Here is a 20,739-nt window from a genome sequence, read left to right as displayed (position 1 = left end):
CGTCAGCGCCCGCGCACCTGCTGGCGGACCGTGGTCCAGACGCGGTTGCCGAACCTGGTGTGCCGGATCCGGCGCAGCAGGCGCACCGGGGCGCTCTCGGGCCCGAACGCCGCCGGCCGCGCGGTGACCCGGGCGTAGGTGCTGCCGGTGGCCGGGAGCGTGGTCTCCGGCTCCAGGTGCTCGGCGGCGACCGCCAGCGTGGTGAACTGCTGCAGGATGCGCGCGTCCGGGCGACCACCCAGCCTTGTGCTGCGCAGCGCCTTCTCGACTGCCGGTTTGTGCATGAGCCCGGCGAGCGTGCCGTCCGCGGTGTCCAGGAGGTCGCTCACCGCCGCCACGCCGTCGCCCTCCCAGACGCGGGTGGCCGTGGACCGCCCGGTGTGGAGGCTGACGAAGGGCACGTCCGCCCACTCCGGCACCAGCCGGGCGATGATGCCGGTGTGCAGCAGCCGCTCGCGCTTCTGTTCCGGGGTCAGCGCGAACGTGGTGGCGACGAAGCCCGGCGCCAGGAATGGAGTGATCATGCCGGTGGTGTACGCGGAGGTGGACCAGCGGCGCATCCGTTCCACGAGGTAGAGGTAGTCGAGCAGGTGCAGCCCGCGTACGCCCCTCGCCTCGGCGTGCTGGAAGATGCCTTCGATCCGGTCGCGTTCGGCGGCGAACACGGCCGGCGCGATGGCCGCCGCGGGTGCGCCGGCGAGCAGCTTGCCCATGCCCGCCTGCCGGGGCGTGACCGTCGGTCCGGCGGCCGCCGGATACCAGTAGCCGACGGCCAGTTCGCCGGCCGCGCCGGTGTACGTGGCGGGGCTCATCCGCTCGGGCGGCAGCGGTGAGTCGGCCGGCCGGGTCAGGTAGCTGGACGGAAACTGGTGGTCGTAGCGGTCGCGCAGGTATCGGGCGCGCTCGCGCAGGCCGGTGTTCAGTACCTTCGCAGGGGCCCCGGCAAACCGGAGCACGTGTTCGGGATCGAGGCCGCGCCGGTCGCGCAGCAGCTGCACCAGCTGCTGCGCCACCCGCCCCTCGGCCGCGGTGTCCTGGTAGGTGAGGAAGCGGGGAAGACGATCGGCCGCGACCAGCGTGGCGGCGATCAGGCGGGAGTCCTTGCCGCCGGACAGGCCGAGGGTGATCTGGTCGGCGTAGAGCCGGGGCACGCCGGCGGCGACGCGGGTGAGCGCGTCGGCGGCTCGGTCGAGCTGCTCCGCGACGGGGCGGTCCTGGCCGGCGAGCCCTTCGGCGACCACGTCGTCGACCGCGTACCGGAGCTCGCTGTCCAGGCGCCAGCCACCGCCGGGAAGGCGTCGCCCGGTCGCCCGCTCGCCTGGGCGCAGCTGCCGGGTCCCGGCCACCGGGGACAGGTCCCCGCCGAAGTGCCCGCAGACGGTGTACGAGGTCCAGCCGGCCAGGTCAGGCCGCGGCGTCCCGTGCAGGAACGTGGCGAGCAGTCCCGGCCGGGTGCAGTAGGCGGTGACCCCGTCGGCGGTGCCGGTGAACACCCGGGCCATGCCGAGCCAGTCCTGCTGCAGACTGAACCGGTCGGTGTCGAGCGCCAGCAGGCCGAACGGCGGCACCACGGCACGGTGCACGTCCTCGGCGGCCAGCAGCCGCTTGGCCAGCGCCGCCGCGCCGCCGTCGGCGTCGACCCCGACGGGGATGCCGAGGGAGACCGCGGTGACCGGACCGGCGGTCTCCACCGAGGGCCACCGGAATGCTCCCCGGTCGGCAGGGTGCAGGACGGTGACGCCCCAGTCCTCGCCACCGAAGTCGTGTCGCGTCCACGATGCCGGCACGAGCCCGTCGAGCGCCTGCGTGAACCGGGCCGCACGCTGCGATCGCGCCACATCGGACACCGCGACATGGGCAAACCAGCACAGCATGAGCTGCATGCAACTACCCCCAGGTCGACTGCTGAGGGCGCAACTTAACGCGCTCGTAACGTTGTCGCTGTCCCCGATTCCTGTTCGGGGGGATAGCCGACCGAAAAGCTGACCTCAGATTGACCGGGGATCAGGCGGCGATCCGCCACCCGGGGTCAGGCGGGCGCTGCCGGATTGGTGCCGGCCGCCGGCGGGCTGACGTCGGTCGGCACCGCGCCGTGAGCCGGGTCTGCCGCGCTGCCGGAGGTGGTGCCGCGCAGGCGGAGCATGCCGGCCGCGGCGACACCCACGCCGAGGGCGATCACGGTGGCGACGATGACCCGGGCCGTGGTGTCGCCCCACGGGATCGGGGCGATCGAGCGATGGAACACCGCCGCGTTGACCATGCCCGCGAACAGCCCGACCGCGGCCGCGCCGAGCGCCAGCGCGAAGTCGCCCGCGGCCCGGCGGGACAGCGAGTACGCCCCGGCGGCGATCGCGGCCAGCGCGCTGACCACGGCCCACAGCTGCACCGTGAGCAGTTCCAGCAGGATCGGGCCGAGGGTGTGGTTGCCCGCGTCGATCTCGCGCCCTACCGCGTACGCGAGCGCGAGCACCCCGGCGGCGATCGCGGCGGCGGAGAGCACGACGGTGATCGCGCGAGGGCGGCCGCGGACCAGGCCGAGCAGGGCGACGGCCAGCGCACCGGCGACGGCGGCGATCCACCACGTCGTCGGGTTCGGCGGCGGCACCCAGTCGAGCACGCCGGTGACCTGCAACGGGGTCACCTCGGTGCGCATCGGCACGGTCCACTCGCGAATGCGGTGCGGCTGGTCCGGCGCGGCGGCCACGGCGGGTGGCTCTGCCGGCTCGGTCCAGATGGCGCGCTGGTCGTGCCAGCGGTACACCGGCTCGTCGCTGACCTTGCGCCACTCCGGCGGCACCGTCGGGTCGGCGTGCGCGGGCGGGTCGACGTGCGCGATGGTGATGTTGAGGTACGTGGCCGGGGAGTGGATGTTCTCGTACACCCCGTCGGGGCGTACCTCCAGGTAGGGCTCGTTGCTGTAGCCCAGGACCTCGACCGGCTTGCCGCTGTGGTTGGTCAGCTGCAGCCGCGCGCCCGCCTCGATCGTGATCACTTCGAGGCCGGGCAGGTCGGGCGCGCCGGTGATGACGGTGCGGTAGTTGGTGGCGTCGGGGGCGTCGGCCCCGTGCGCGGCGGCGGGGGAGGCGAGGGTGAACAGCAGGGTGAGCGCGGTCCCGAGGACCGCGCCCACCCGCCGTGCCGTGAGGGGTGTCATCTGCTCCTGCTCAGGTCAGCTCGCCGACGGGGTGGCTCCGCCGGCGGCGGCGACCGCGGCGGCGATCTGCGCCGCGCTCGCCTGGGTGGGCTTGCCGTTGACCAGGACGGTCGGGGTGCCGGTGACCCCGGCCCGGCCGGCCTCCTCGCTGACGTGGTTGGTCCAGGTGAGGAAGCGCTTGTCGCGTACGCACTGGGCGAAGTCGTCGCCGAGCCCGGCCTGCCGGCCGAGCACGATCAGATCGTCGTCGGTGGGCCCGGCCCCGCCCTCGGCGGGCTGGTTGTCGAACAGCACGTCCGAGAACTCGGTGAACTTGCCGTACTCGGCGGCGCAGCCCGCGGCGGCCGACGAGCGCGTCGAGTACCGGTTGGTGGACGCGCCGTCGAGGTACGCCACCGGGTGCGTCACCAGGGTGATCTTGCCGTCGGCGGCGAGCTGCGCGATCGAGGCGGCGGCCTCGTCGTGGAAGCTCTTGCAGTGCGGGCAGAGGTAGTCGACGTACTCGTCGACGACGACCGGCCCGCTGCCGGTGACGATGCCGTTGCCGGCGGCGTTGGCGCCCCGAGGGGCGGTGTAGTCCGTCGTCTTGGAGCCCGCGTAGATGCCCCAGCCGATCAGACCGGCGATGACCAGCGCCGACACCGCGGCGATGGAGATCCACATGGTGCGCTTGCGGCGCTGCTCCTTGGCGATCTGGTCCCGCACCATCCGGGCAGCCGCGTTCTGGTCCTTCCGGCTGCTCATGCGCTCACCCGCCCGGCGCGGTCAGGCCCGTTCGCGGCGGGGCGCGGTGTGCTCGCTCGATTCACTTTCTTCCTCCAGCACGTCGTCATCCGCCGGGAGTCCGGCGGAGAACGGTCGGTCCAGTCGTGCGTCGAGGGAGAAACGGCTGACCGGGTAGATGATCAAAAAGATGGCCATCGCGAGGAAGGCCACATCCCGGAAGATCTCCGGAAGATAGTTGGGCGTCACCCCGGGCGGCAGCTGGCCGCCCTTGCTGAAGCACCCGCAGTCGATGTTCAGGCCGCGGGCCCAGGCCGAGCTGATGCCCGCGATGAAGGCGACCATCATGCCCGCCGACAGCCACGCGGCCAGCCGGGTGGCGAGGCCCACCAGCAGCAGCAGGCCGACGACGATCTCCACGAAGGGCTGGATCGCGCCGACTACCATCGCGGCGTCGTACGACATGATCTGGTACGCGTTCACGGCGCGGCCGTTGGCGGCCAGGTCGGTGACCTTGAGCCCGCCCGCGACCAGGAAGATCCCGGCCAGACCGAGCCTGACCAGCAGGCTCACCCACGGCTGGGCCCTGCTCCAGCCGGTGCGCTCGTCCATCGTTCTCCTCCTTCGCCCCCGCGCGCCGCCTCAGGCGGCTAAGGCGCTAACGACGTCGTCCACCAGTTCGGCGCGGGCACGCGCGACCCGGGACCGGATCGTGCCGACCGGCACCTCCTGCACCGCGGCCGCCTGCTCGTACGACAGCCCCAGCAGCTGGGTCAGCACGAACGCCTCCCGGCGCTCCGGGGACAGCCGGTCGAGCAGCTGCGCCGCCCCGACCTGGCCCGCCGGGTCCGGATGCGGCCCGCTGACCAGCACCTGTGCGGCCAGGCGGACGCCCAGCCGGCGCTGCCTTACCACCGTACGCAGATGGTCGGCGCAGGTCCGCCGGGCGATGCCGAGCAGCCAGGTGCGCACCGTCGAGCGCCCCTCGAACGCGGGCAGCGCCCGGAACGCCCGCAGATACGTCTCCTGAGTGAGGTCGTCCGCGCTGCCCGGGTCGACCAGGGCGGCCACGAACCGCCACACCTCGGCCTGGGTGGACCGCACGAACGCGGCCTGCGCCACCGGGTCGCCGGTGCGGGCGGCCAGCGCCCACTCGGTGGCCGGGTCGACGGCGGAATCCGCCTGCCGCGCCTGGGCCGCGGCGAGCGGCAGCTCGATCATCGGGGCCGGTTCCGCGCGCCCGCCATCACGGGCGACGGGGACACCGTCGTCCGCGAGCGTGTCGTCTCGGGGCACGGGGGGCACGGGGAGCAAGCCTAACCGCCGTCCGGCCCCACTCCGGGCGGTGACGGCACGCGTGTCCTGGGACACCGGCGGGAACTGAACGGACCCGCGCGGCGACTACCCGCCCATGACGAACTGCGACGAGGTGCGCGTCGGGCTGTCCGCGCGGCTGGACGGCGAGGCCGACGCCTGGGCCGCGCAGGCCGGGCTCGCGGCGGACGTGCTCGACCGGCACCTGGCCGCCTGCGCGGACTGCCGCACCTGGTCGCGGGCCGCCGAGCAGCTCACCCGCGCGGTGCGGGTGCAGGCGGTGGCGGTGCCCGACCTGACCGCGCCGATCCTGGCCGCGGTCGCGGCCGAGCGGCACGGCGCGGCGTCGGCCGCCCGGCGGCAGGCGCAGGGGCGGCGGCAGATCCTGCGGATCGCGCTCGGTGCGACCGCCGTCGTCCAGGTCCTGCTGGCGCTGCCGGCGCTGTTCGCGGGCGGCGGCGACCTGCACACCGGCCGGGAGGCGGCCTCGTTCGACATCGCGCTCGCGGTCGGCTTCGCGCTGGCCGCCTGGCGGCCGGACCGGGCCCGCGCGTTCGTGCCGGTGGCCTTCGTGCTCGCCGCCTGCCTGATCATGACCAGCGCGTTCGACGTCGCCGAGGGCGTGACCGCGCTGGCCCACGAGATCGGCCACGCGGCGGCGCTGGCGCAGGCCGGGCTGCTCTGGGCATTGAGCCGCACCACCACCTCGCGCGAACCCGCCCGCCCCGTTACGGTCGCCCCGTGAGTCAGATGACTGCCCCCCGCAGCGCCCCCGCGCCCCATGATCACTCGACTTGCCAGGCACCTGTGCGAATGAGTGGCCAAGATACGCACGTATGCCAGGCAAGTCCGACGATCATGGACAGCGCGCACGGCGCGCACGGCGCGCGTGGCCGGCGGGCGCGGCGCGGCCGGATGCGGGCGCTGCTGGCCGCGGTGGCGTTCCTGGCGTTGACGCTGCTGCCCGCCTCCCCGGCGTACGCGCACGCGGCGCTGCTGCGCACCAGCCCGCCCGCCGGGTCGGTGGTGCCCGAGGCGCCCCGGGACGTGACGCTGACGTTCAGCGAGCCGGTGTCGCCGGTCGCCGACAAGATCCGGATCATCGGGCCGGACGGGCAGCGGGCCGACCGCGGCAAGCCCACGGTCGAGGGCAACGTGTTGAGCATCGGGCTGCGCGAGGACGCCCCCAAGGGCACCTACCTGGTCAGCTACCGGGTGATCTCGGCGGACAGCCACCCGATCCCGGGCGGGTTCACCTTCTCGGTCGGCGCGCCCTCGGCCACCCCGACGGCGCTGCCGGAGGAGAAGGTCGACACCACGATCCGCAACCTGATCGCGATCGCCAAAGCGATCGGCTACGCCGGACTGGTGCTGCTGGTCGGGCCGGTGCTGGTGCTGACGCTGCTGTGGCCGGCCCGGCTCAGCCAGCGCGGGCCCCGCCGGGTCATGTGGACCGGCTTCGGCGTGGTCGCCCTGGTCACCCTCGCCGGCCTGTACCTGCAGGCCCCGTACTCGACCGGCAGCAGCCTGACCGGGGTCACCGGCAGCGACCTCGGCGACGTGCTGGGCAGCCAGTACGGCATCGCGCTGCTGGTGCGACTGGCGCTGCTGGCGGTGGCCGCGTTCCTGGTGCGCCCGCTGCTGGCCGGGCGTGACGGCATCGTGGACCGGGTGCTGCTGCTCGCCGTCGCCGCCGGGGCCGCGCTGACCTGGCCGCTGGCCGGGCACCCGGCCGCCTCGCCGGTGCCCGCGGTGTCGGTGGTCGTCGACGCGCTGCACCTGGCCGGTGCGGCGGTGTGGCTGGGCGGCCTGCTCATGCTCGCCCTCTTCCTGCTGCGCCAGGCCGACAACCGCGAGCTGGGCGCGATCCTGCCGATCTGGTCGCGCTGGGCGGCGCTGGCCGTGTCGACCGTGCTGCTGGCCGGCGTCGTGTCCGGGCTGATCCAGATCGGCACGCCGCAGGCGCTGGTCGACACGACGTACGGGCAGCTCATGATCGCCAAGATCGTGCTGGTCGGCCTGATCCTGGCCGCGGCCTTCTTCGCGCGGCGGTGGACGAACAACGGGGCCGCGGACAACCCGCGCCCGCTGCGCCGGGTCGTCACCACCGAACTGGCCATCGCGGCCGTCGTGCTGGCGGTGACCGGCGCGCTGACGCAGACCACCCCGGCGCGCACCGCGCAGGAGACCGCGCAGCTGCCCGCCCAGCCGGTCATCTACTCCTCGACCCTGACCAGCTCGCTGTACACGCTGCAGGTGGAGGTCGACCCGGCGAAGCTCGGCGACAACGCGGTGCACCTGTACGCGTACAAGGCCGACGGCTCGCCGCTGCCGGTCGTGGAGTGGAAGGCCACCGCGGCGCTGCCCTCGGCCGGCATCGAACCGATCACGTTCCCGCTGCTCAAACTCACCGACAACCACGCCAGCGGGCAGGTCACCCTGCCCACGCCCGGAGACTGGCAGCTGCGCTTCACCCTTCGCCTCTCCGAGATCGATCAGGATTCGGTCGCCGCGACGGTGCCGATCTCATAGCGCTCGGTTCCGAGCCGTACGAAAGGTCCAGGCATGAAGATGACGCGCCGGTTCGGTGTGGTCGCGATGACGGTGCTCGGCCTGCTGGCCGTCGCCGTGCCCGCGTCGGCCCACGTCACGGTCAACCCGAAGGAGGCCGTGCAGGGCGGCTACGCCCGCGTGGCGTTCCGGGTGCCGAACGAGTCCGACGACACGAACACCACCAAGATCGAGGTGTACCTGCCGGAGGACGCCCCGGTCGCGTCGGTCACCACGATGCCGGTGCCCGGCTGGACGGTCGCCGTGGCCAAGCGCAAGCTGACCACCCCCATCGAGGTGCACGGCAGCCCGGTCAGCGAGGTCGTCTCCACGCTGACCTGGACCGCCACCTCGCCCGACGCGGCGGTCAAGCCGGGCCAGTTCCAGGAGTTCCCGGTGTCCATGGGCCCGCTGCCCAAGGTCGACAAGATGGTCTTCAAGACGCTGCAGACCTACTCCGACGGCACGGTGGTGCGCTGGATCGAGCCGCCGGCCAACGACGGCGCGGAGCCGGAGAGCCCGGCCCCGGTGCTGATCCTGCTGCCCGCGGCGGCGGGCGCGGCGGCGACCCCGGCGACGGACAACACCCTCGCCGTCGGCGACACCAAGGGCAGTGACACGGACTGGTTCGGCGTGGCGGGCCTGATCGCCGGCGTACTGGCGCTGATCCTCGCCGGTCTGGCGCTGGCGCGTACCCGCAAGGAGCCGGTGCGCTAGTCATCCGCACGGTCGTCATCGGCCGGGTGCCCGCATCTGCCGGGCGCCCGGCCGCGTTGTCCCGGGAGAGCGCGCCTCGATCACCGGCGCGCGGAGAGCCTCGCCGCCCCACCGGCGAGCCCTGGGAGGTCACCCGATGCGCGCTGTCCGTGTTGTCGTCGGTCTACTGGCCCTGCTCGTGGCGGTGCCCGCACTGGCCGCGGGCGGCGGTGCGGCCTGGCTGTCCGGCCACGACAGCCCCGACGGGGCGTTCCACGCCGCGATCGCCCCGCCGAAGGACCCGAACCGGGTGCTGGTCGTGCCCGACCTCGACGCCCTGCTGCAGCGCGACGTCCCGTACGTGCGGGTCGGCACGACCACGCTGCGGCTGTCGGCCAGCTCGGCGAGCACGCCCGCGTTCATCGGCGTCGCCGCGCCCGACGAGGTCGCCGCGTACCTGGCGGGCATCCGCTACACCGAGGTGGCGCAGACGGTCATCGGGACGGGGCCGGTGGTGCTGCGTACCAACCGGATGGACGCGCCCGGCCGGGATCCGCGCGACCCGCTGGCCCAGGGGTTCTGGCTGCGGCAGGGGCTGGGCTCGCTGTCCTGGAACCCGCAGCTGGACCGGGGCCGGCACCTGGCCCTGGTCGTGGTGCTGCGGGACACGCCGGCGGGCGAGCCCGCGCTGCCGTCGGACGCCGCCACCCTGGACGTCGCGCTCAGCGCGAGCTGGCTCGGCTCGGCCTCCTGGGGCCTGCTCATCCTCGGCATGGTGCTGCTGATCCTGGCGTTCGTGACCCTGTCCTGGCCGGCCCGGGTGGGTGAACCGCCCGCCGACACGGACGGCGACGGCGCGCTGACCGCGCTGCTGTCGGACCACACCCGGCCGGTGCTGCCCGGCGACCCCGACGCTGTCACCGTGCTGCCCGCGCCCGAGCAGCGTGCGCCGCGGGAAACCCAGCCTGGTGTACGCAGCCCGCAGGAACGGGAGCCGGACGACCCCGCGCGGCAGGGGTTCGAGCCGGACAGGCGCGCGCCGCTGACCGTTCCGTGGGCGGGGGCGCCCTACACGGGCCCGGCCGCCGCGCCGATGATGACCTGCCTGCAGGCCGCCGCCACGGTGCCGGACCCCCGGCTCGCCGACACGGTGCCCGGGATCGGGCTCGGCGACACCATGCCCGGCGTTTTGACGGCCGAGGCCGTTGCGGGCGCTGTGCCCGCCATGCGGACCGTCGCCGTCCCTGAGCTGCCCTGGCCGCCGCTGCGCGGCACGCTGCCCGCGACCGAGCCGGTCCGGGAAGTGATCACCGAGGAGTTCCTGCGGGTGTGGTTGCCCCGGCCGGGCTGCGAGCTACGGCTGGACCGCTCGCGTCAGCGCGCCTAGACAAGTCGAGCGGCCCGCACGTACCGGCGTACGGGCCGCTCTCACCGGGGGAACGGTGTCACCACTTGGGGACCTGTCCCGGGGGAGACGTTGTCCCTGCCGTTCATGTTACGGCAAAACCGTCAGAACGGACAAGACTGGCTATATGGCCCTTGACGTGGGATAATCCCCTGGTCGGTTGACCGGCAGGAAGACCAGCAGCACCAGGCTGAGCAGGACGTACGCGTTGCGGGCCAGGAAAAGCCCCACGGTGTCCGTGGGCACCGCGGCCACGCCCCAGTCCACCAGCGAGACCACACCGATCACGCACACGGCGTACACGCCGGCGGCGAAGGCCAGCCAGCCCCACCGCCGGCCGGCCCGCGCCCGCTGCGCCGCGGCGAGCAGGGTCACGATCGCGGGCACGAACCAGTACAGGTGGTGCGGCCAGGTGATCGGGCTGATCAGCCCCGATACAAGGCCGGTCAGCGCCAGCCCGGTGACCGCGTCCCCGGCCAGCCCGGCCCGCGCCGCGCGCCACATGCCGAAAGCCAGCACCGCCAGCGCCAGCAGCAGCCACAGCCACTTCGCGGGCTGCTCCGGCGCGACCAGGCGAGCCAGCAGCCCTTGCAGCGACTGGTTGCCGGTGTAGTCCAGGCGGCCCACCCGGGCGGTGTCCCAGAGTGCCGAGGTCCAGAAATCCCACGAGGCGCGCGGCGCGATCGCGGCGGCCAGCAGGGTGACGCCCGCGGCCGCGCCCATCGCCGTGAACGCCGCCCGCCACTGCCTGGTGACCAGCAGGTACACGATGAACAGGCCGGGAATCAGCTTGAGCGCGGTGGCCACGCCGATGCCGACGCCGGTCCACTTCGAGCCGCGCGGCCCCAGCACCAGCAGGTCCATCATGATCAGCAGGATCAGCAGCATGTTGATCTGGCCGAACGTGATCGTCTCGCGCAGCGGCTCGATCACCAGCACCAGCGGCGCGGCGATCGCCACCGCATACCAGGCCGGCCACCCCTGCCGCCGGGCCAGCGGAGCCACCAGCCAGTACGTCGTCACCACCACTGCGGCGACGGTGCCCAGCGTGAACAGCGCCTGGGTCACGCCCAGCGGCAGCAGGCCGAACGGGAACAGCAGCAGCGCCGCGAACGGCGGATACGTGAAGTACAGCGCGCCCTGCACCCGGTCGGGCTGGGCGTAGTCGTAGAGGTCGTGCCCGTCGCCCCACCAGTTCACGGCGGACATGTAGATCTTCAGGTCGAAGAAGCCGTGCTCCACCCGCAGCCGCCAGAAGGCCACGGCGGCCAGCGCGAGCACGGCGATCACGGTGAGCACCCGCACGAGCGGGTCGCGGGTGCGGACCTGAGACATGGTCGCCACCCTATCCGCCACGCGGCCGGCGGGGCACGCCCGTGGGCCCGACAGTGGCGGCACTGACAGTGCGCCCATACGGCGTACGCTGTGCCGGTGGGAGATCTGCGAAGCGCCGACCATCTGGTATGGATCGACTGTGAGATGACCGGCCTGAACCTGGGCAGCGACGCCTTGATCGAGGTAGCGGCCCTGGTCACCGATGCCGACCTGAACGTGCTGGGCGACGGGGTGGACGTCGTGATCCACACCGACGACGCCGCCCTCGACGGCATGGTCGACGTGGTGAAGCAGATGCACGAGAAATCGGGCCTGACCGAGGCGGTGCGCCGCTCCACGGTGACCGTCGAGCAGGCCGAGGACATGGTGCTCGAATACATCACCAAGTACGTCACCGAGCCGCGCACCGCGCCGCTGTGCGGCAACTCGATCGCCACCGACCGCGGCTTCATCGTCCGGGACATGCCCCGCCTCGACACGCACCTGCACTACCGCATGATCGACGTGTCGTCGGTGAAGGAGCTGTGCCGCCGCTGGTACCCCCGGGTGTACTTCGGCCAGCCCGAGAAGGGCCTGGCCCACCGGGCCCTGGCCGACATCCGCGAGAGCATCCGCGAACTGCGCTACTACCGCGAGGCGATCTTCGTCCCGCAGCCCGGCCCGGACGTCGACGAGGCCAAGCGCATCGCCGCGACCATGGTCCTGCCGTAAGTAGTCGGGGACACAGCGATACCCGCTCGACGTGGCGCCGGGGGGTATGGCTATCATTGGTCAGTCGCCGCGGCCATACGGTCAGCGGCGTGCAATGGTGGTCGTAGCTCAGCTGGTAGAGCACCGGGTTGTGGTCCCGGGGGTCGCGGGTTCGAGTCCCGTCGATCACCCAGATGAAAAAGCCCCGGCGGGATTCCGCCGGGGCTTTTCGCTTGCCCGCCGCACCCCACACCCTCCGGCCTCCCGGCCCTGCCCCCCGCCCGGCACTTCGGGCCGGACACGCTTCGGGCCGCAACTCTTGAAGAGTCGCGGCCCGAGAGGCGGTCTGACGGCGCGACTATTCAAGAGTTGCGCCAGGTGGTGGCGAGGTCGTCGACGGGCGTCAGGCGCTGGGGGTGCCGGAGACGGCCGGGGACGGGGTGGCGGACGGGTCGGTCGACGGGGTCGTCGACGGGTCCGGGGTCGGGTCGGCCGGGGGGACGTACGGGATGGCGCTGCCCTTGACGTACTGCTCCCAGGTCTTGTCCCAGTCGGTCCAGCCGTTGCCGTAGTCCAGCTCGCGGGGCGTGCCCTTGGTCGTGATCGGGGTGCCGACCAGCGTGTTGGCGAACAGCCAGGCCGCGTTGGCCATGGACACGTTCACGCAGCCGTGCGACACGTTGCGGCGGCCCTGGTGCTGCACCGACCACGGCGCGGCGTGGATGAACTCGCCGCCCCAGGTCATCCGCTGCGCGTACTCCACCGGGGTGCGGTAGCGGTTGGCCGGGTTCGGGGCGTCCATCGTGTCGAAGACGGTGTTCCGCTTCTTCTCGATGATGATCATCGTGCCGCTGGACGACGGCATGGTGGGACGGCCCAGGCTGACCGGGATCGTCTTGATGACCTTGCCGTCCTTGTGCACCGTCATCTTGTGGGTCTTGTCGTCGACCCGCAGTTGCAGGTCCGGCCCGACCTTGCAGACCAGCGTCGAGTCGCGGCGGCCGTAGTAGCCGCCGCCCATCGGCAGGCCGCCGGCCCGTACCGTCACGTTGATCTGCGTGCCGGCCTGCCAGAACGTCTTCGGCCGCCAGTGCAGCTCACGGGCGGTGTACCAGGTCCAGATGCCTTCCTGGAGCGGCTGGGTCTCCACCATCAGCCGGCGCTGCACCGCGGCCCGGTCGGCCTTGGCGATGTCCCGGCTGGTCTTGAAGATCAGCACCATGCCGACGCCGATCACGGCGTTGTCGGCGAGGAAACTGCTGATGCCGACCAGCTTCGTCGGCTTGGCCATGGTGGTGAACGTGCTGGTGGCGGTGGCGGGCTTGCCGTCGTCACCGGTCGCGGTCACCGTCGCCGTGTACGTCGCGCCGAAAGCCAGCGCCTTCTCCGGCAGCCAGCCGGCGCCGTCGGGGTGCATGGCGCCCGGTACTTCAGCGCCGTTGGCGTCCTTCAGCGAGACCGTGGTCTGCACGGCTTCGGTCGCGGCGAACACGATCTCCGCGCTCGCCGGGACGTTCTTGGCGTCGGCGGCCGGGCCGCTGATGGTGACGGTCGCCTTCGGCGGCGTCTCCGCCGGCTTGTCGCCGTCACCGGTCGAGCCGTTCCAGATCGGGGACTTGTCGCCCGTGCAGGCAGCCAGGCCGGCCACTCCGGCGACACCCGCGCCGGCCAGGCCGAGCGCGGTGAGCGCGCGCCGCCGGGTCATGGACATGGGGGCGGGGAGATCGGGGGTGGGCATAGGCTCCTCACCAAGATCGAGGGGTGTGTGCGCGAGGCGCTTGTCCAATACTGCCTCAAAGACGCTCGATCAAGGTTACGCGTTGCATCCGGTGAGCACGACCACCGACGCATACAGTGACAAAACGGGCTAGTTGATCGAATCTGTCGGGGACGGGACCGCCGCCGAGGGCGACGCGCTCACCGACGGTGACGGAGCCACCGCGGGCACCGGCTCCAGCAGCTCCTGCGGCACCGGCAGCGCGCTGCCCTTGACGAACTCCTTCCAGCTCAGGTCCCACGCGGTGAAGCCGTTGCCGCGTTCCAGCTTCACGCCCGTGCCTTTGACCGTCACCGGGTCGCCGACATGCGTGTTCTGGAACAGCCAGACCGCGTTGCTGGGGGAGACGTTCAGGCAGCCGTGCGACACGTTGCGGTTGCCCTGGTCGCCGACGCTCCACGGAGCCGAGTGGATGAACTCCCCGCCCCAGGTCAGCCGCTGCGCGTACTGGATCTGCACCCGGTACTGGTCGCCAGGCTCGCCGGTGGTGTCGAAGATGGTGGACTCCTGCTTGTCCATGATCACCATGGTGCCGGAGGACGACGGGGTGCTCGCCTTGCCCAGGCTGACCGGCATCGACTTGACCTTCTTGCCGTTGCGGAAGACGTCGATGTGCTTGTTCGAGTTCTTGACGATCAGCTCCAGCTTCTCGCCCGCGATCTTCGCGGTGGCCTTGCGGTCGTCGTCGCCGTACCGGCCCTCGCCCATCGGCACGCCCTTCAGTGCCGCCCGTACGCTGAGCACCGTGCCCGGCTTCCAGTACTCCGGCGCCCGGTAGGTCACCTGCCGCCCGCTCATCCAGTGCCACACCCCGGGCTGGGCCGGTGTCGTGGTCACGAACAGCCGCGACTCCACCTGCGCCCGCGACTTCTCAGGGATCTGCTCCGAGAACTCCACGACCACCGGCATCGCGACACCGTAGGTGTGGTCATCGAACAGGTACATGCCCGTGCCGACCTGCCGCTGCGGCTCCGCCATCGTGGTGAACGAGGTCGACTTCGTGATCGCCCGCCGGCCGTCGGTGGCCGTCACGGTGACCGAGTAGCGGCCCTTGTAGTCCAGGGGCTTGTCCGGGATCCAGGCGCTGTTGTCGGGGCGCATCCGGCCCGACAGGAGGCGGCCCTTGGCGTCGGCCAGGGCGACCGAGCGGACCGAGGCGTTCGCGGTGGTGATGCCGATCTCGGTGCTGACCGGCAGGTCCTTCTGCTCGGCTGCCGGGGTGAGTTCCAGGGTCTGGGCGGGTGGGGCCGGTTGGGGGGCCGCGTTCTGCTTGAAGCCGGCGGGGTCGCCGGTGTCGCAGGAGCCCAGTGGTACGAGGACCGCGGCCGTTGCCGCGGCGATGCCGAACCTGCGCAGTGCACCCATGACGCCACCTACCCGTTACCGCCGATATGTCCCGGTTCACATATTGCCGCAGGCGGGTGGGGCGTGTGGGCGGTTCTGACGGAATCTCGGGATCTGGCGTGGCGACACGGATGATCTTTGCGTGAGCGTGCTCACAGGGCGGGGTTGTGACGCTCCGTGGTGAGGAGGTTCGGGCGGTGTGGCGCGTCGTTGTGGGGTGATATGCGACGTTCTGGAGGGCGGTTTGGGGTGGTTTGGGGATGCGCACCGCGAGTCCGCTAACCGATTGGAGAACCCCCGGATCGTCATGCTAAGGTTCTCTCCGTTGCCAACGAGCGCCGCTAGCTCAACTGGCAGAGCAGCGGACTCTTAATCCGCGGGTTCGGGGTTCGAGTCCCTGGCGGCGCACATAAAGATCAAGGGCGTATAGCTGACAAGCTATACGCCCTTGATCTTTATGTGCTCCGCGTGGGGCCGGGTTCATGATCCGACTGTAGGCCCCTGAGCTGCGCTTCGCCGACCACCGGTGAGGCGAGCAGCGAGGAGTGAGCGCGCCGCCGGCCGTCACAGCGCCGCCCTGCGCAGCGGGGTGACGGCCAGCGCGGCGAGCGCGGTGAACAGCTCGGCGGCGGCGCAGATGACGAAGGACGCGGGCAGCGACGTGGCCTCCACCAGCGCGCCGAACGCCGTGTAGGACACCGGGACGAGGCCGAGCGCTGAGAAGGTCACCAGTGCCATGACCCGGCCCAGGTATCTCGTGTGGGTTCTGGCCTGGACCAGGCCGAGCAGCAGCGCCGAGGCAGGGCCGGAGGTCACGCCGAGTGCGGCGGCGGCTCCCACGGCGACCAGCAGGCTGGGGCTGAAACCCAGCGCTCCGACGCAGAGACTGCCCGCGATCACCCAGATCAGGCCGACGGCGGCCGGTCGCCGCCGGGGCCGGAAGCGGACCACCGACAGGGCGCCGACGGTCGCCCCGGTGCCGAAGCCGGCGATGATCGCGCTGAATCCTGCGGCCTGCCAGCCCCGGGCGTCTGACAGCAGGGCCACCCCGACGTTGAGCGGTGCGGCGATGGCGAGGTTGAGCACGGTGACAACGAGCAGCACCGGCCCGAGCACCGGCTCGCGGATCGCGTACGCGAGGCCGCCGCGCAGCGCCCGCCAGGTGCCCTCGGGCTCGCTCGGCCCGGCCGGGTGGGCGTGGTCGGCGGACGGGCGCAGCCGCAACGCGCGCAGGATCACCAGCGCCGCCACGAACAGCAGCGCGTTGGCCGCGGCGGCCGCGCTCAGCCCGCCCAGCGCGACGATCAGCCCGCCCACCGGGGCCCCGACGATCGTGGTGACCCGCTCCAGGGTCTGCACCAGCCCCTGCCCGGCCGGCAGCGCGTCGCGGGGGAGCAGCTGCGGCGGCAGTGCGGCGGCGGCCGGCATGTGCGCGGCGTCGACGGCACCGAAGACCATCGCGACGAGGGCGAGCGTCCACAGCCGCGGCTCCGCCGCGACCGCGAGCGCCACCGCGGCGAGCATCGTGACCACCCGCGCCGCCTGGCTGACGAGGGTCACCCGCAGCGCACCCCAGCGGTCGGCGAGGGTGCCTCCGAACAGGATCAGCACCGCCCGGGGCAGCGATCCCGCGGCCAGCACGAACGAGGCCTGGGCGGGGTTGTCCAGGCGGGTGGCCGCCCAGGCCAGGGCCACGAACCAGACCTGGTCGCCCAGCAGCGACAGACCGAATCCCGCGAGGTAGCGCAGGAAGCCGTGGTCGCGCCACACGGCGGGGGGCGCGTCGGCCCGTGCCGCCTCGGGGACGTCGACAGGGCCGGTGGCGGCCTGGGGGGTGGTCGTCACGGGTCCTCCGCTCCGCGGGGTCAGGCCGGGCTGCCGCGGGACGGGCCGGGGCGGTCGTCGAACGGGAACGCGTGGGTGAAGACGAAGACCTGCTCGCGGTCGGTGTCGTCGCCGCGCCGGGCACCCTGGGTCGCCGCCCGGGACGCCTCGCCCCACTTGTTCATCACGGCGTGCAGATCCGCGGCGAACTCCCGCAGCTCGTCCAGGCTCAGGTGGAGCACCGTGTCGGTGGCCACCGCGGCGCCGGCCCAGTCCGGACCCCACTGCTCGGCCCCGGCCGCCTGCCACGCGTGCAGGCGTTCGAGCTGGCGCGCGACCAGCACCTGCTGCGCGGAGGCGAGTGCCTCGCGCCCGGCGGGCTGGCCCTCGAAGTCGGCGTTGGACCAGCGCACGCCGCCTGGGATGGCACGCCACCAGCGCTCGCGCCCGTCCTTGCCCAGCTCGGGCGCCTCTTCGATGTAGCCGTGCTCCGCGAGCTGGCGGAGGTGATAGCTGAGCGATCCCGGCGCGCCGGGCACGTACGCGGACAGTTTGGACGCCGTCGCCGGCCCGCCCGTGGCCAGCACCTCGTAGAGCCTCAGCCGGACCGGATGCGCGATGGCGCGCAGAGTTCGGAGATCGGTGATGCGCGCCGTGGTCTTCGCCGCGGTCGCGCGTGGTTCCTTCGCCATGGCTCCATTCTATCAGATCCACAAAAAAATTTGTACATCCTCTATTGCGCGACTGCTATTGCGCAAATGTTCGCGTGGACTTTAGGGTCGATGGCAGCTCTTCCGGAAGGAAGAACGATCACGGGGAGGTGAATAGCATGTTCATCGAGGTCTTCGAGCTCGCCGAGCGCGACGTCTGCGTCGTCAAGGGCTGATCCGCCCGACGCCCCGGAGCCGGTGAGCCGGCTCCCGGAGGTCGCCACGTCGGCCTCCTTCGCCAACAGCGCGCCAGTGCACCGGATGACGACCGCCCTTTCGGGCCAGTTCGAACCGGTGCACTGGCGTGTCTGCTCTCATCGACCGTCCAGCGGGGGACCCACCATGACCATGACCATCGAAGCCGCACCCGACATGCCTTCCGTCAACCGGCCCGGCCGCCTGCTGGCGGGCAGGGACGGCTGGTGGGCTGTGCACGAGGACCGGGTGGCCCGCCTGCCCGGGCACGCCGCGCGGGAGACCGCCCACGGGCCCGAACTCGTCGACGAGGCCCGCGCGGCGCTGGAGGGCCAGCACTTCTTCGCCGCGCCCGTGCAGACCACGTACGCGATCACCGTGCTCACCGCGACGGCCTGCAACCTCGGCTGCTCGTACTGCTTCCAGAACACCGCGCTACCGGCGGAGGGCTCGTTCGCGCCGCCGCGCATGCCCAAGGCGGTGCTGTCCGGCGAGGGCGTGGCCCGGATCGCCGACTTCGTACGCGGGCAGATGGCCCGCTACGGGTTCACCGAGTCGAGCCTGCTGCTGTTCGGCGGCGAGCCGCTGCTCAACCCGGCCGGCGCGCTGGACATGCTGCGCGCCATGCAGCCGCTGGGCCTGCACAAGGCCGAGATCATCACCAATGGGGTGCCGCTGACCAGGAGGCGCGCTGTCGAGCTTGCCGACGCCGGGCTCAGGCGGGTGCAGATCACGTTCGACGGCGCTCGGCACAACCACGACACGATCCGGGTGACCCGCAACGGCAAGGGCACGTACGACACGATTTTGCGCAACGTCCGCAACGCCGCCGAGGCCACCGACCTCAGCTGGCACTTCCGGGTGAACATCTCGCACCGCACCGTCGATTCGCTCGGCGCGCTCGTCGAGGATCTCGCCGCGGCGGTGCCGGCCGAGCGGGCGAGCCTGCACCTGGCCCTCATCGACGACATCGGTCTGGGCTACGACAACAAGGTCGCCTACACCGACGACTACCTGGAGAAGGTCGTCGCGCTGCACGACCAGGCCATCGGCCACGGAATGTACATCCCGCTGTCGAAGCCGCTCACCGCCTGCCAGTACTGCTCTGCCTTCGGCGGCACCCGGGGCGCCGTCGTCAACGCCGACGGCCGGCTCTACAGCTGCTGGGAGACGGCGGGCCGCGACGAGGCGTGGGTCGTCGGCGACGTGAGCACCGGCTTCCTGCCCGACGACGTCATCCGGGACCGCTGGGTCGCCTGCGACTTCGACATCAAGTCCCACGGCTCCCACGAGCAGACCCGGAAGTTCTTCGACCGGGTCGACGCCGCCGCGCTCGACGCCATGTACGAGCAGCGCCGCCGCCGCGCCACGATCTGATCACCCCAGCGACGGCCGCCGCCCCCGACCGGAGCCGTCACCCGGTCGGCGACGGCGGGCCGCTCAGCGACCGGGGGGCGGGCAGCGACGGCGGACGGCGAAGGTGTCGGGCATGCCGAAGTAGGCTGAGGCCGCAGCCTGCTCGCCGATGGCACCGTATGGCCGTCGATCTCGGGGTATAGCTTGAGCTATAGTTGCGCCTGTGAGCCCTGCGGAGCAACGCCGTTGGAACGTGCGTACCAGCGCAGAGGTGCGCGAGTGGCTGCGTGAGTTTGCGCAAGGACGACGCCGACTCCTACCGCAGTGTCAACGTCGCGATCGACATGCTGGCCGAGACCGGGCCGGCGCTCGGTAGACCACTCGTCGACACGCTCAAAGGCTCCTTCCTGGCCAACCTCAAAGAGCTTCGGCCACGATCAGGCCGCGACGTGTCCATTCGGATCCTGTTCGTCTTCGACCCGTGGTTCCAGGCGGTTCTGTTGGTCGCCGGCAACAAGGCCGGGAACTGGGACGGCTGGTACAGGCAGGCGATTCCCAAGGCTGAGACTGGTTACCGAGCGTGGCTCGAGTTCGAGCAGAAGAGGAGGCAGGGGCTATGACCGACTTCCACGATTGGGAAGACGTGCGGGCCGAGTTGCACGACGGCGACGACGCTGCGCTGGAGAACGAGCGGGCCCGTACCCTCGCCTGGGCGCATGCCTATCACCTTGCGGAGGAGCGTCGCCGGCTCGGGCTGACCCAACGCGACGTGGCTCGCCTGATGAACGTCACCCCTGGCCGGGTGAGCCAGATCGAGAACGGTGACCTCGACGTCAACGAGGTGGCGACGCTCAGCCGGTATGCCCAGGCGCTGGGCGCGCGTATGCGCATCATCTTCGACTACGGCGACGACCTGCGGCAGATCGCCTGACGTCCCGCACGGCCCTGATGGTTGAGGTAGACGGTTGCTCGCAGTCGATGCGAGGCGGGTGGTGGCAGCGCGTACACCGTCTGCATTCGGATGTCGGCCCAGTCATCGAGCACGCAATGCGAATGACGCCGCGGCCCGGCGCGGTTAGGGTCGCGGCATGGCAGCGGACTCCGATGAGTGGGTGACCGTGTTCTACTTCAGCAGCATCAAGGCCCGGGTGTGGCACCGGGCCTGGGAGCGTTGACTGTTCCGGTGGGGCATGGACTGGGACCCGTTCACCGCTGACGAGATGCGTCTCACCCACTACACGGTGGGGCGCGCTGACGGGACCCATGGTTGCTCCTGGGTCTGCACGGTGCGGGCGAGCGCGTTGCGGCGCCTGGGCATCGAGCCGCCCGAGGTGCGGAAGCTGGACTGACCACTCCGCGTTCGTCGCGGGCGGCGAGCCAGGACCGGCTGAGGGTGCGGCAGTCGTCGCCGCGGTCGGCATCGCGTCGGGAACTGTGATGCGTTGCCGATGAGATCGGGCGATACTGCGGTCGGACCGGTGGCAGAGCCGGGTTATTGCAGCGCCGAGAGCCGGACGCCGGGCACGCACGGGCGGTTCGAAGACGCGTGGGGCCGCTGGCGTGCCAAGCCCCACCGGGGGTTCGAATCCCCTTCGGTCCGCGCGTCGACCCCGGCTGGGGTCAGCCCGGTGGGGCGAGTCCCGGCTCCAGCGTTCTGCACGCTCGG

General features: G+C 71.9%; 18 protein-coding genes and 3 tRNA genes. 11 read left to right on the top strand and 10 right to left on the bottom strand.

Going from position 1 to position 20,739, the window contains the following annotated elements:
• Window positions 1–2: 2 nt before the first annotated feature.
• The 5 genes from AB0B35_RS02840 to AB0B35_RS02820 form a co-directional block, all read right to left on the bottom strand.
• Window positions 3–1,838, bottom strand: a complete 1,836-nt coding sequence (locus AB0B35_RS02840) for a hypothetical protein (RefSeq protein WP_361039897.1) — start codon at window positions 1,836–1,838, stop codon at window positions 3–5.
• A 191-nt stretch (window positions 1,839–2,029) separates the two neighbouring features.
• Window positions 2,030–3,154: a hypothetical protein gene (locus AB0B35_RS02835; protein WP_361039895.1), complete on the bottom strand. Its 1,125-nt coding sequence runs from the start codon at window positions 3,152–3,154 to the stop codon at window positions 2,030–2,032.
• A gap of 15 nt (window positions 3,155–3,169) precedes the next feature.
• On the bottom strand, window positions 3,170–3,898 hold the full coding sequence (locus tag AB0B35_RS02830; RefSeq protein ID WP_360522486.1) for a thioredoxin domain-containing protein: 729 nt from the start codon (window positions 3,896–3,898) through the stop codon (window positions 3,170–3,172).
• A gap of 21 nt (window positions 3,899–3,919) precedes the next feature.
• Window positions 3,920–4,489 (bottom strand): MauE/DoxX family redox-associated membrane protein, encoded by a 570-nt coding sequence (locus AB0B35_RS02825; protein WP_360522489.1) that lies wholly within the window; start codon window positions 4,487–4,489, stop codon window positions 3,920–3,922.
• Window positions 4,490–4,519: 30 nt separating this feature from the next.
• A complete protein-coding gene (locus AB0B35_RS02820) occupies window positions 4,520–5,098 on the bottom strand; it encodes a sigma factor-like helix-turn-helix DNA-binding protein (protein WP_360522943.1) in 579 nt (192 codons plus the stop codon).
• Between the two features lie 190 nt (window positions 5,099–5,288).
• On the opposite strand from AB0B35_RS02820, the gene AB0B35_RS02815 reads away from it, so the two are divergent.
• The 4 genes from AB0B35_RS02815 to AB0B35_RS02800 all read left to right on the top strand — a co-directional run bounded on the left by AB0B35_RS02815 (window position 5,289) and on the right by AB0B35_RS02800 (window position 9,824).
• Entirely contained in the window at window positions 5,289–5,936 is a 648-nt protein-coding gene (locus tag AB0B35_RS02815) for a hypothetical protein (protein ID WP_361039893.1), read from the top strand.
• A gap of 113 nt (window positions 5,937–6,049) precedes the next feature.
• Window positions 6,050–7,723, top strand: coding sequence for a copper resistance protein CopC (locus tag AB0B35_RS02810; protein ID WP_361039890.1), 1,674 nt, complete (start codon window positions 6,050–6,052; stop codon window positions 7,721–7,723).
• Between the two features lie 39 nt (window positions 7,724–7,762).
• A complete protein-coding gene (locus tag AB0B35_RS02805) occupies window positions 7,763–8,458 on the top strand; it encodes a YcnI family protein (RefSeq protein ID WP_361040276.1) in 696 nt (231 codons plus the stop codon).
• 136 nt (window positions 8,459–8,594) lie between these two features.
• On the top strand, window positions 8,595–9,824 hold the full coding sequence (locus tag AB0B35_RS02800) for a hypothetical protein (RefSeq protein WP_361039888.1): 1,230 nt from the start codon (window positions 8,595–8,597) through the stop codon (window positions 9,822–9,824).
• 141 nt (window positions 9,825–9,965) lie between these two features.
• On the opposite strand, the gene AB0B35_RS02795 is transcribed toward AB0B35_RS02800, so the two are convergent.
• Window positions 9,966–11,177, bottom strand: a complete 1,212-nt coding sequence (locus AB0B35_RS02795; RefSeq protein WP_361039886.1) for a glycosyltransferase family 87 protein — start codon at window positions 11,175–11,177, stop codon at window positions 9,966–9,968.
• A gap of 105 nt (window positions 11,178–11,282) precedes the next feature.
• Between AB0B35_RS02795 and orn the strand changes: the two genes are divergently transcribed.
• Both orn and AB0B35_RS02785 read left to right on the top strand, forming a co-directional pair.
• On the top strand, window positions 11,283–11,888 hold the full coding sequence (orn, locus tag AB0B35_RS02790) for an oligoribonuclease (RefSeq protein WP_360522949.1): 606 nt from the start codon (window positions 11,283–11,285) through the stop codon (window positions 11,886–11,888).
• 97 nt (window positions 11,889–11,985) lie between these two features.
• Window positions 11,986–12,058, top strand: a tRNA-His gene (locus AB0B35_RS02785).
• A gap of 212 nt (window positions 12,059–12,270) precedes the next feature.
• On the opposite strand, the gene AB0B35_RS02780 is transcribed toward AB0B35_RS02785, so the two are convergent.
• Complete coding sequence (locus AB0B35_RS02780; protein WP_361040273.1) at window positions 12,271–13,539, bottom strand: Ig-like domain-containing protein; 1,269 nt, start codon at window positions 13,537–13,539, stop codon at window positions 12,271–12,273.
• A 195-nt stretch (window positions 13,540–13,734) separates the two neighbouring features.
• The gene (locus AB0B35_RS02775; RefSeq protein ID WP_361039883.1) at window positions 13,735–15,009 is read right to left on the bottom strand and encodes an Ig-like domain-containing protein; all 1,275 of its coding nucleotides are present in this window, start codon (window positions 15,007–15,009) and stop codon (window positions 13,735–13,737) included.
• Between the two features lie 314 nt (window positions 15,010–15,323).
• Here AB0B35_RS02775 and AB0B35_RS02770 point away from each other — a divergent pair.
• Window positions 15,324–15,396: transfer RNA gene (locus AB0B35_RS02770), tRNA-Lys, on the top strand.
• A 156-nt stretch (window positions 15,397–15,552) separates the two neighbouring features.
• Here the strand turns inward: AB0B35_RS02770 and AB0B35_RS02765 are convergent.
• Window positions 15,553–16,833, bottom strand: coding sequence for an MFS transporter (locus AB0B35_RS02765; RefSeq protein WP_361039880.1), 1,281 nt, complete (start codon window positions 16,831–16,833; stop codon window positions 15,553–15,555).
• Window positions 16,834–16,853: 20 nt separating this feature from the next.
• The gene (locus AB0B35_RS02760; protein WP_361039878.1) at window positions 16,854–17,504 is read right to left on the bottom strand and encodes a helix-turn-helix domain-containing protein; all 651 of its coding nucleotides are present in this window, start codon (window positions 17,502–17,504) and stop codon (window positions 16,854–16,856) included.
• A gap of 360 nt (window positions 17,505–17,864) precedes the next feature.
• Between AB0B35_RS02760 and AB0B35_RS02755 the strand changes: the two genes are divergently transcribed.
• The 4 genes from AB0B35_RS02755 (at window position 17,865) to AB0B35_RS02740 (ending at window position 20,673) form a co-directional block, all read left to right on the top strand.
• The gene (locus AB0B35_RS02755; protein WP_361039875.1) at window positions 17,865–19,094 is read left to right on the top strand and encodes a radical SAM protein; all 1,230 of its coding nucleotides are present in this window, start codon (window positions 17,865–17,867) and stop codon (window positions 19,092–19,094) included.
• Window positions 19,095–19,417: 323 nt separating this feature from the next.
• On the top strand, window positions 19,418–19,693 hold the full coding sequence (locus tag AB0B35_RS02750; protein ID WP_361040270.1) for a type II toxin-antitoxin system RelE/ParE family toxin: 276 nt from the start codon (window positions 19,418–19,420) through the stop codon (window positions 19,691–19,693).
• Window positions 19,690–20,004: a helix-turn-helix transcriptional regulator gene (locus AB0B35_RS02745; RefSeq protein ID WP_360522516.1), complete on the top strand. Its 315-nt coding sequence runs from the start codon at window positions 19,690–19,692 to the stop codon at window positions 20,002–20,004. Before AB0B35_RS02750 ends, AB0B35_RS02745 begins: the two co-directional genes overlap by 4 nt.
• A 541-nt stretch (window positions 20,005–20,545) precedes the next feature.
• Window positions 20,546–20,673: transfer RNA gene (locus tag AB0B35_RS02740), tRNA-OTHER, on the top strand.
• Window positions 20,674–20,739 lie beyond the last annotated feature (66 nt).

Origin of the sequence: Catellatospora sp. NPDC049133 (assembly GCF_040648455.1) — a bacterium.
GTDB lineage: Bacteria > Actinomycetota > Actinomycetes > Mycobacteriales > Micromonosporaceae > Catellatospora > Catellatospora aurea.
The sequence above is the reverse complement of the archived record's forward strand: the minus strand, read 5'-3'. Positions and strand labels throughout refer to the sequence as shown.

Excerpts from the sequence above, each read along its gene's own strand:
- AB0B35_RS02810 (WP_361039890.1), top strand. The coding sequence starts at position 6,050 with ATGGACAGCGCGCACGGCGCGCACGGCGCGCGTGGCCGGCGGGCGCGG.
- AB0B35_RS02800 (WP_361039888.1), top strand. The coding sequence starts at position 8,595 with ATGCGCGCTGTCCGTGTTGTCGTCGGTCTACTGGCCCTGCTCGTGGCG.
- AB0B35_RS02750 (WP_361040270.1), top strand. The coding sequence starts at position 19,418 with ATGCTGGCCGAGACCGGGCCGGCGCTCGGTAGACCACTCGTCGACACG.
- AB0B35_RS02815 (WP_361039893.1), top strand. The coding sequence starts at position 5,289 with ATGACGAACTGCGACGAGGTGCGCGTCGGGCTGTCCGCGCGGCTGGAC.
- AB0B35_RS02835 (WP_361039895.1), bottom strand. The coding sequence starts at position 3,154 with ATGACACCCCTCACGGCACGGCGGGTGGGCGCGGTCCTCGGGACCGCG.
- AB0B35_RS02825 (WP_360522489.1), bottom strand. The coding sequence starts at position 4,489 with ATGGACGAGCGCACCGGCTGGAGCAGGGCCCAGCCGTGGGTGAGCCTG.
- AB0B35_RS02805 (WP_361040276.1), top strand. The coding sequence starts at position 7,763 with ATGACGCGCCGGTTCGGTGTGGTCGCGATGACGGTGCTCGGCCTGCTG.
- AB0B35_RS02830 (WP_360522486.1), bottom strand. The coding sequence starts at position 3,898 with ATGAGCAGCCGGAAGGACCAGAACGCGGCTGCCCGGATGGTGCGGGAC.
- AB0B35_RS02795 (WP_361039886.1), bottom strand. The coding sequence starts at position 11,177 with ATGTCTCAGGTCCGCACCCGCGACCCGCTCGTGCGGGTGCTCACCGTG.
- AB0B35_RS02775 (WP_361039883.1), bottom strand. The coding sequence starts at position 15,009 with ATGGGTGCACTGCGCAGGTTCGGCATCGCCGCGGCAACGGCCGCGGTC.
- AB0B35_RS02755 (WP_361039875.1), top strand. The coding sequence starts at position 17,865 with ATGACCATGACCATCGAAGCCGCACCCGACATGCCTTCCGTCAACCGG.
- AB0B35_RS02820 (WP_360522943.1), bottom strand. The coding sequence starts at position 5,098 with ATGATCGAGCTGCCGCTCGCCGCGGCCCAGGCGCGGCAGGCGGATTCC.
- AB0B35_RS02745 (WP_360522516.1), top strand. The coding sequence starts at position 19,690 with ATGACCGACTTCCACGATTGGGAAGACGTGCGGGCCGAGTTGCACGAC.
- AB0B35_RS02760 (WP_361039878.1), bottom strand. The coding sequence starts at position 17,504 with ATGGCGAAGGAACCACGCGCGACCGCGGCGAAGACCACGGCGCGCATC.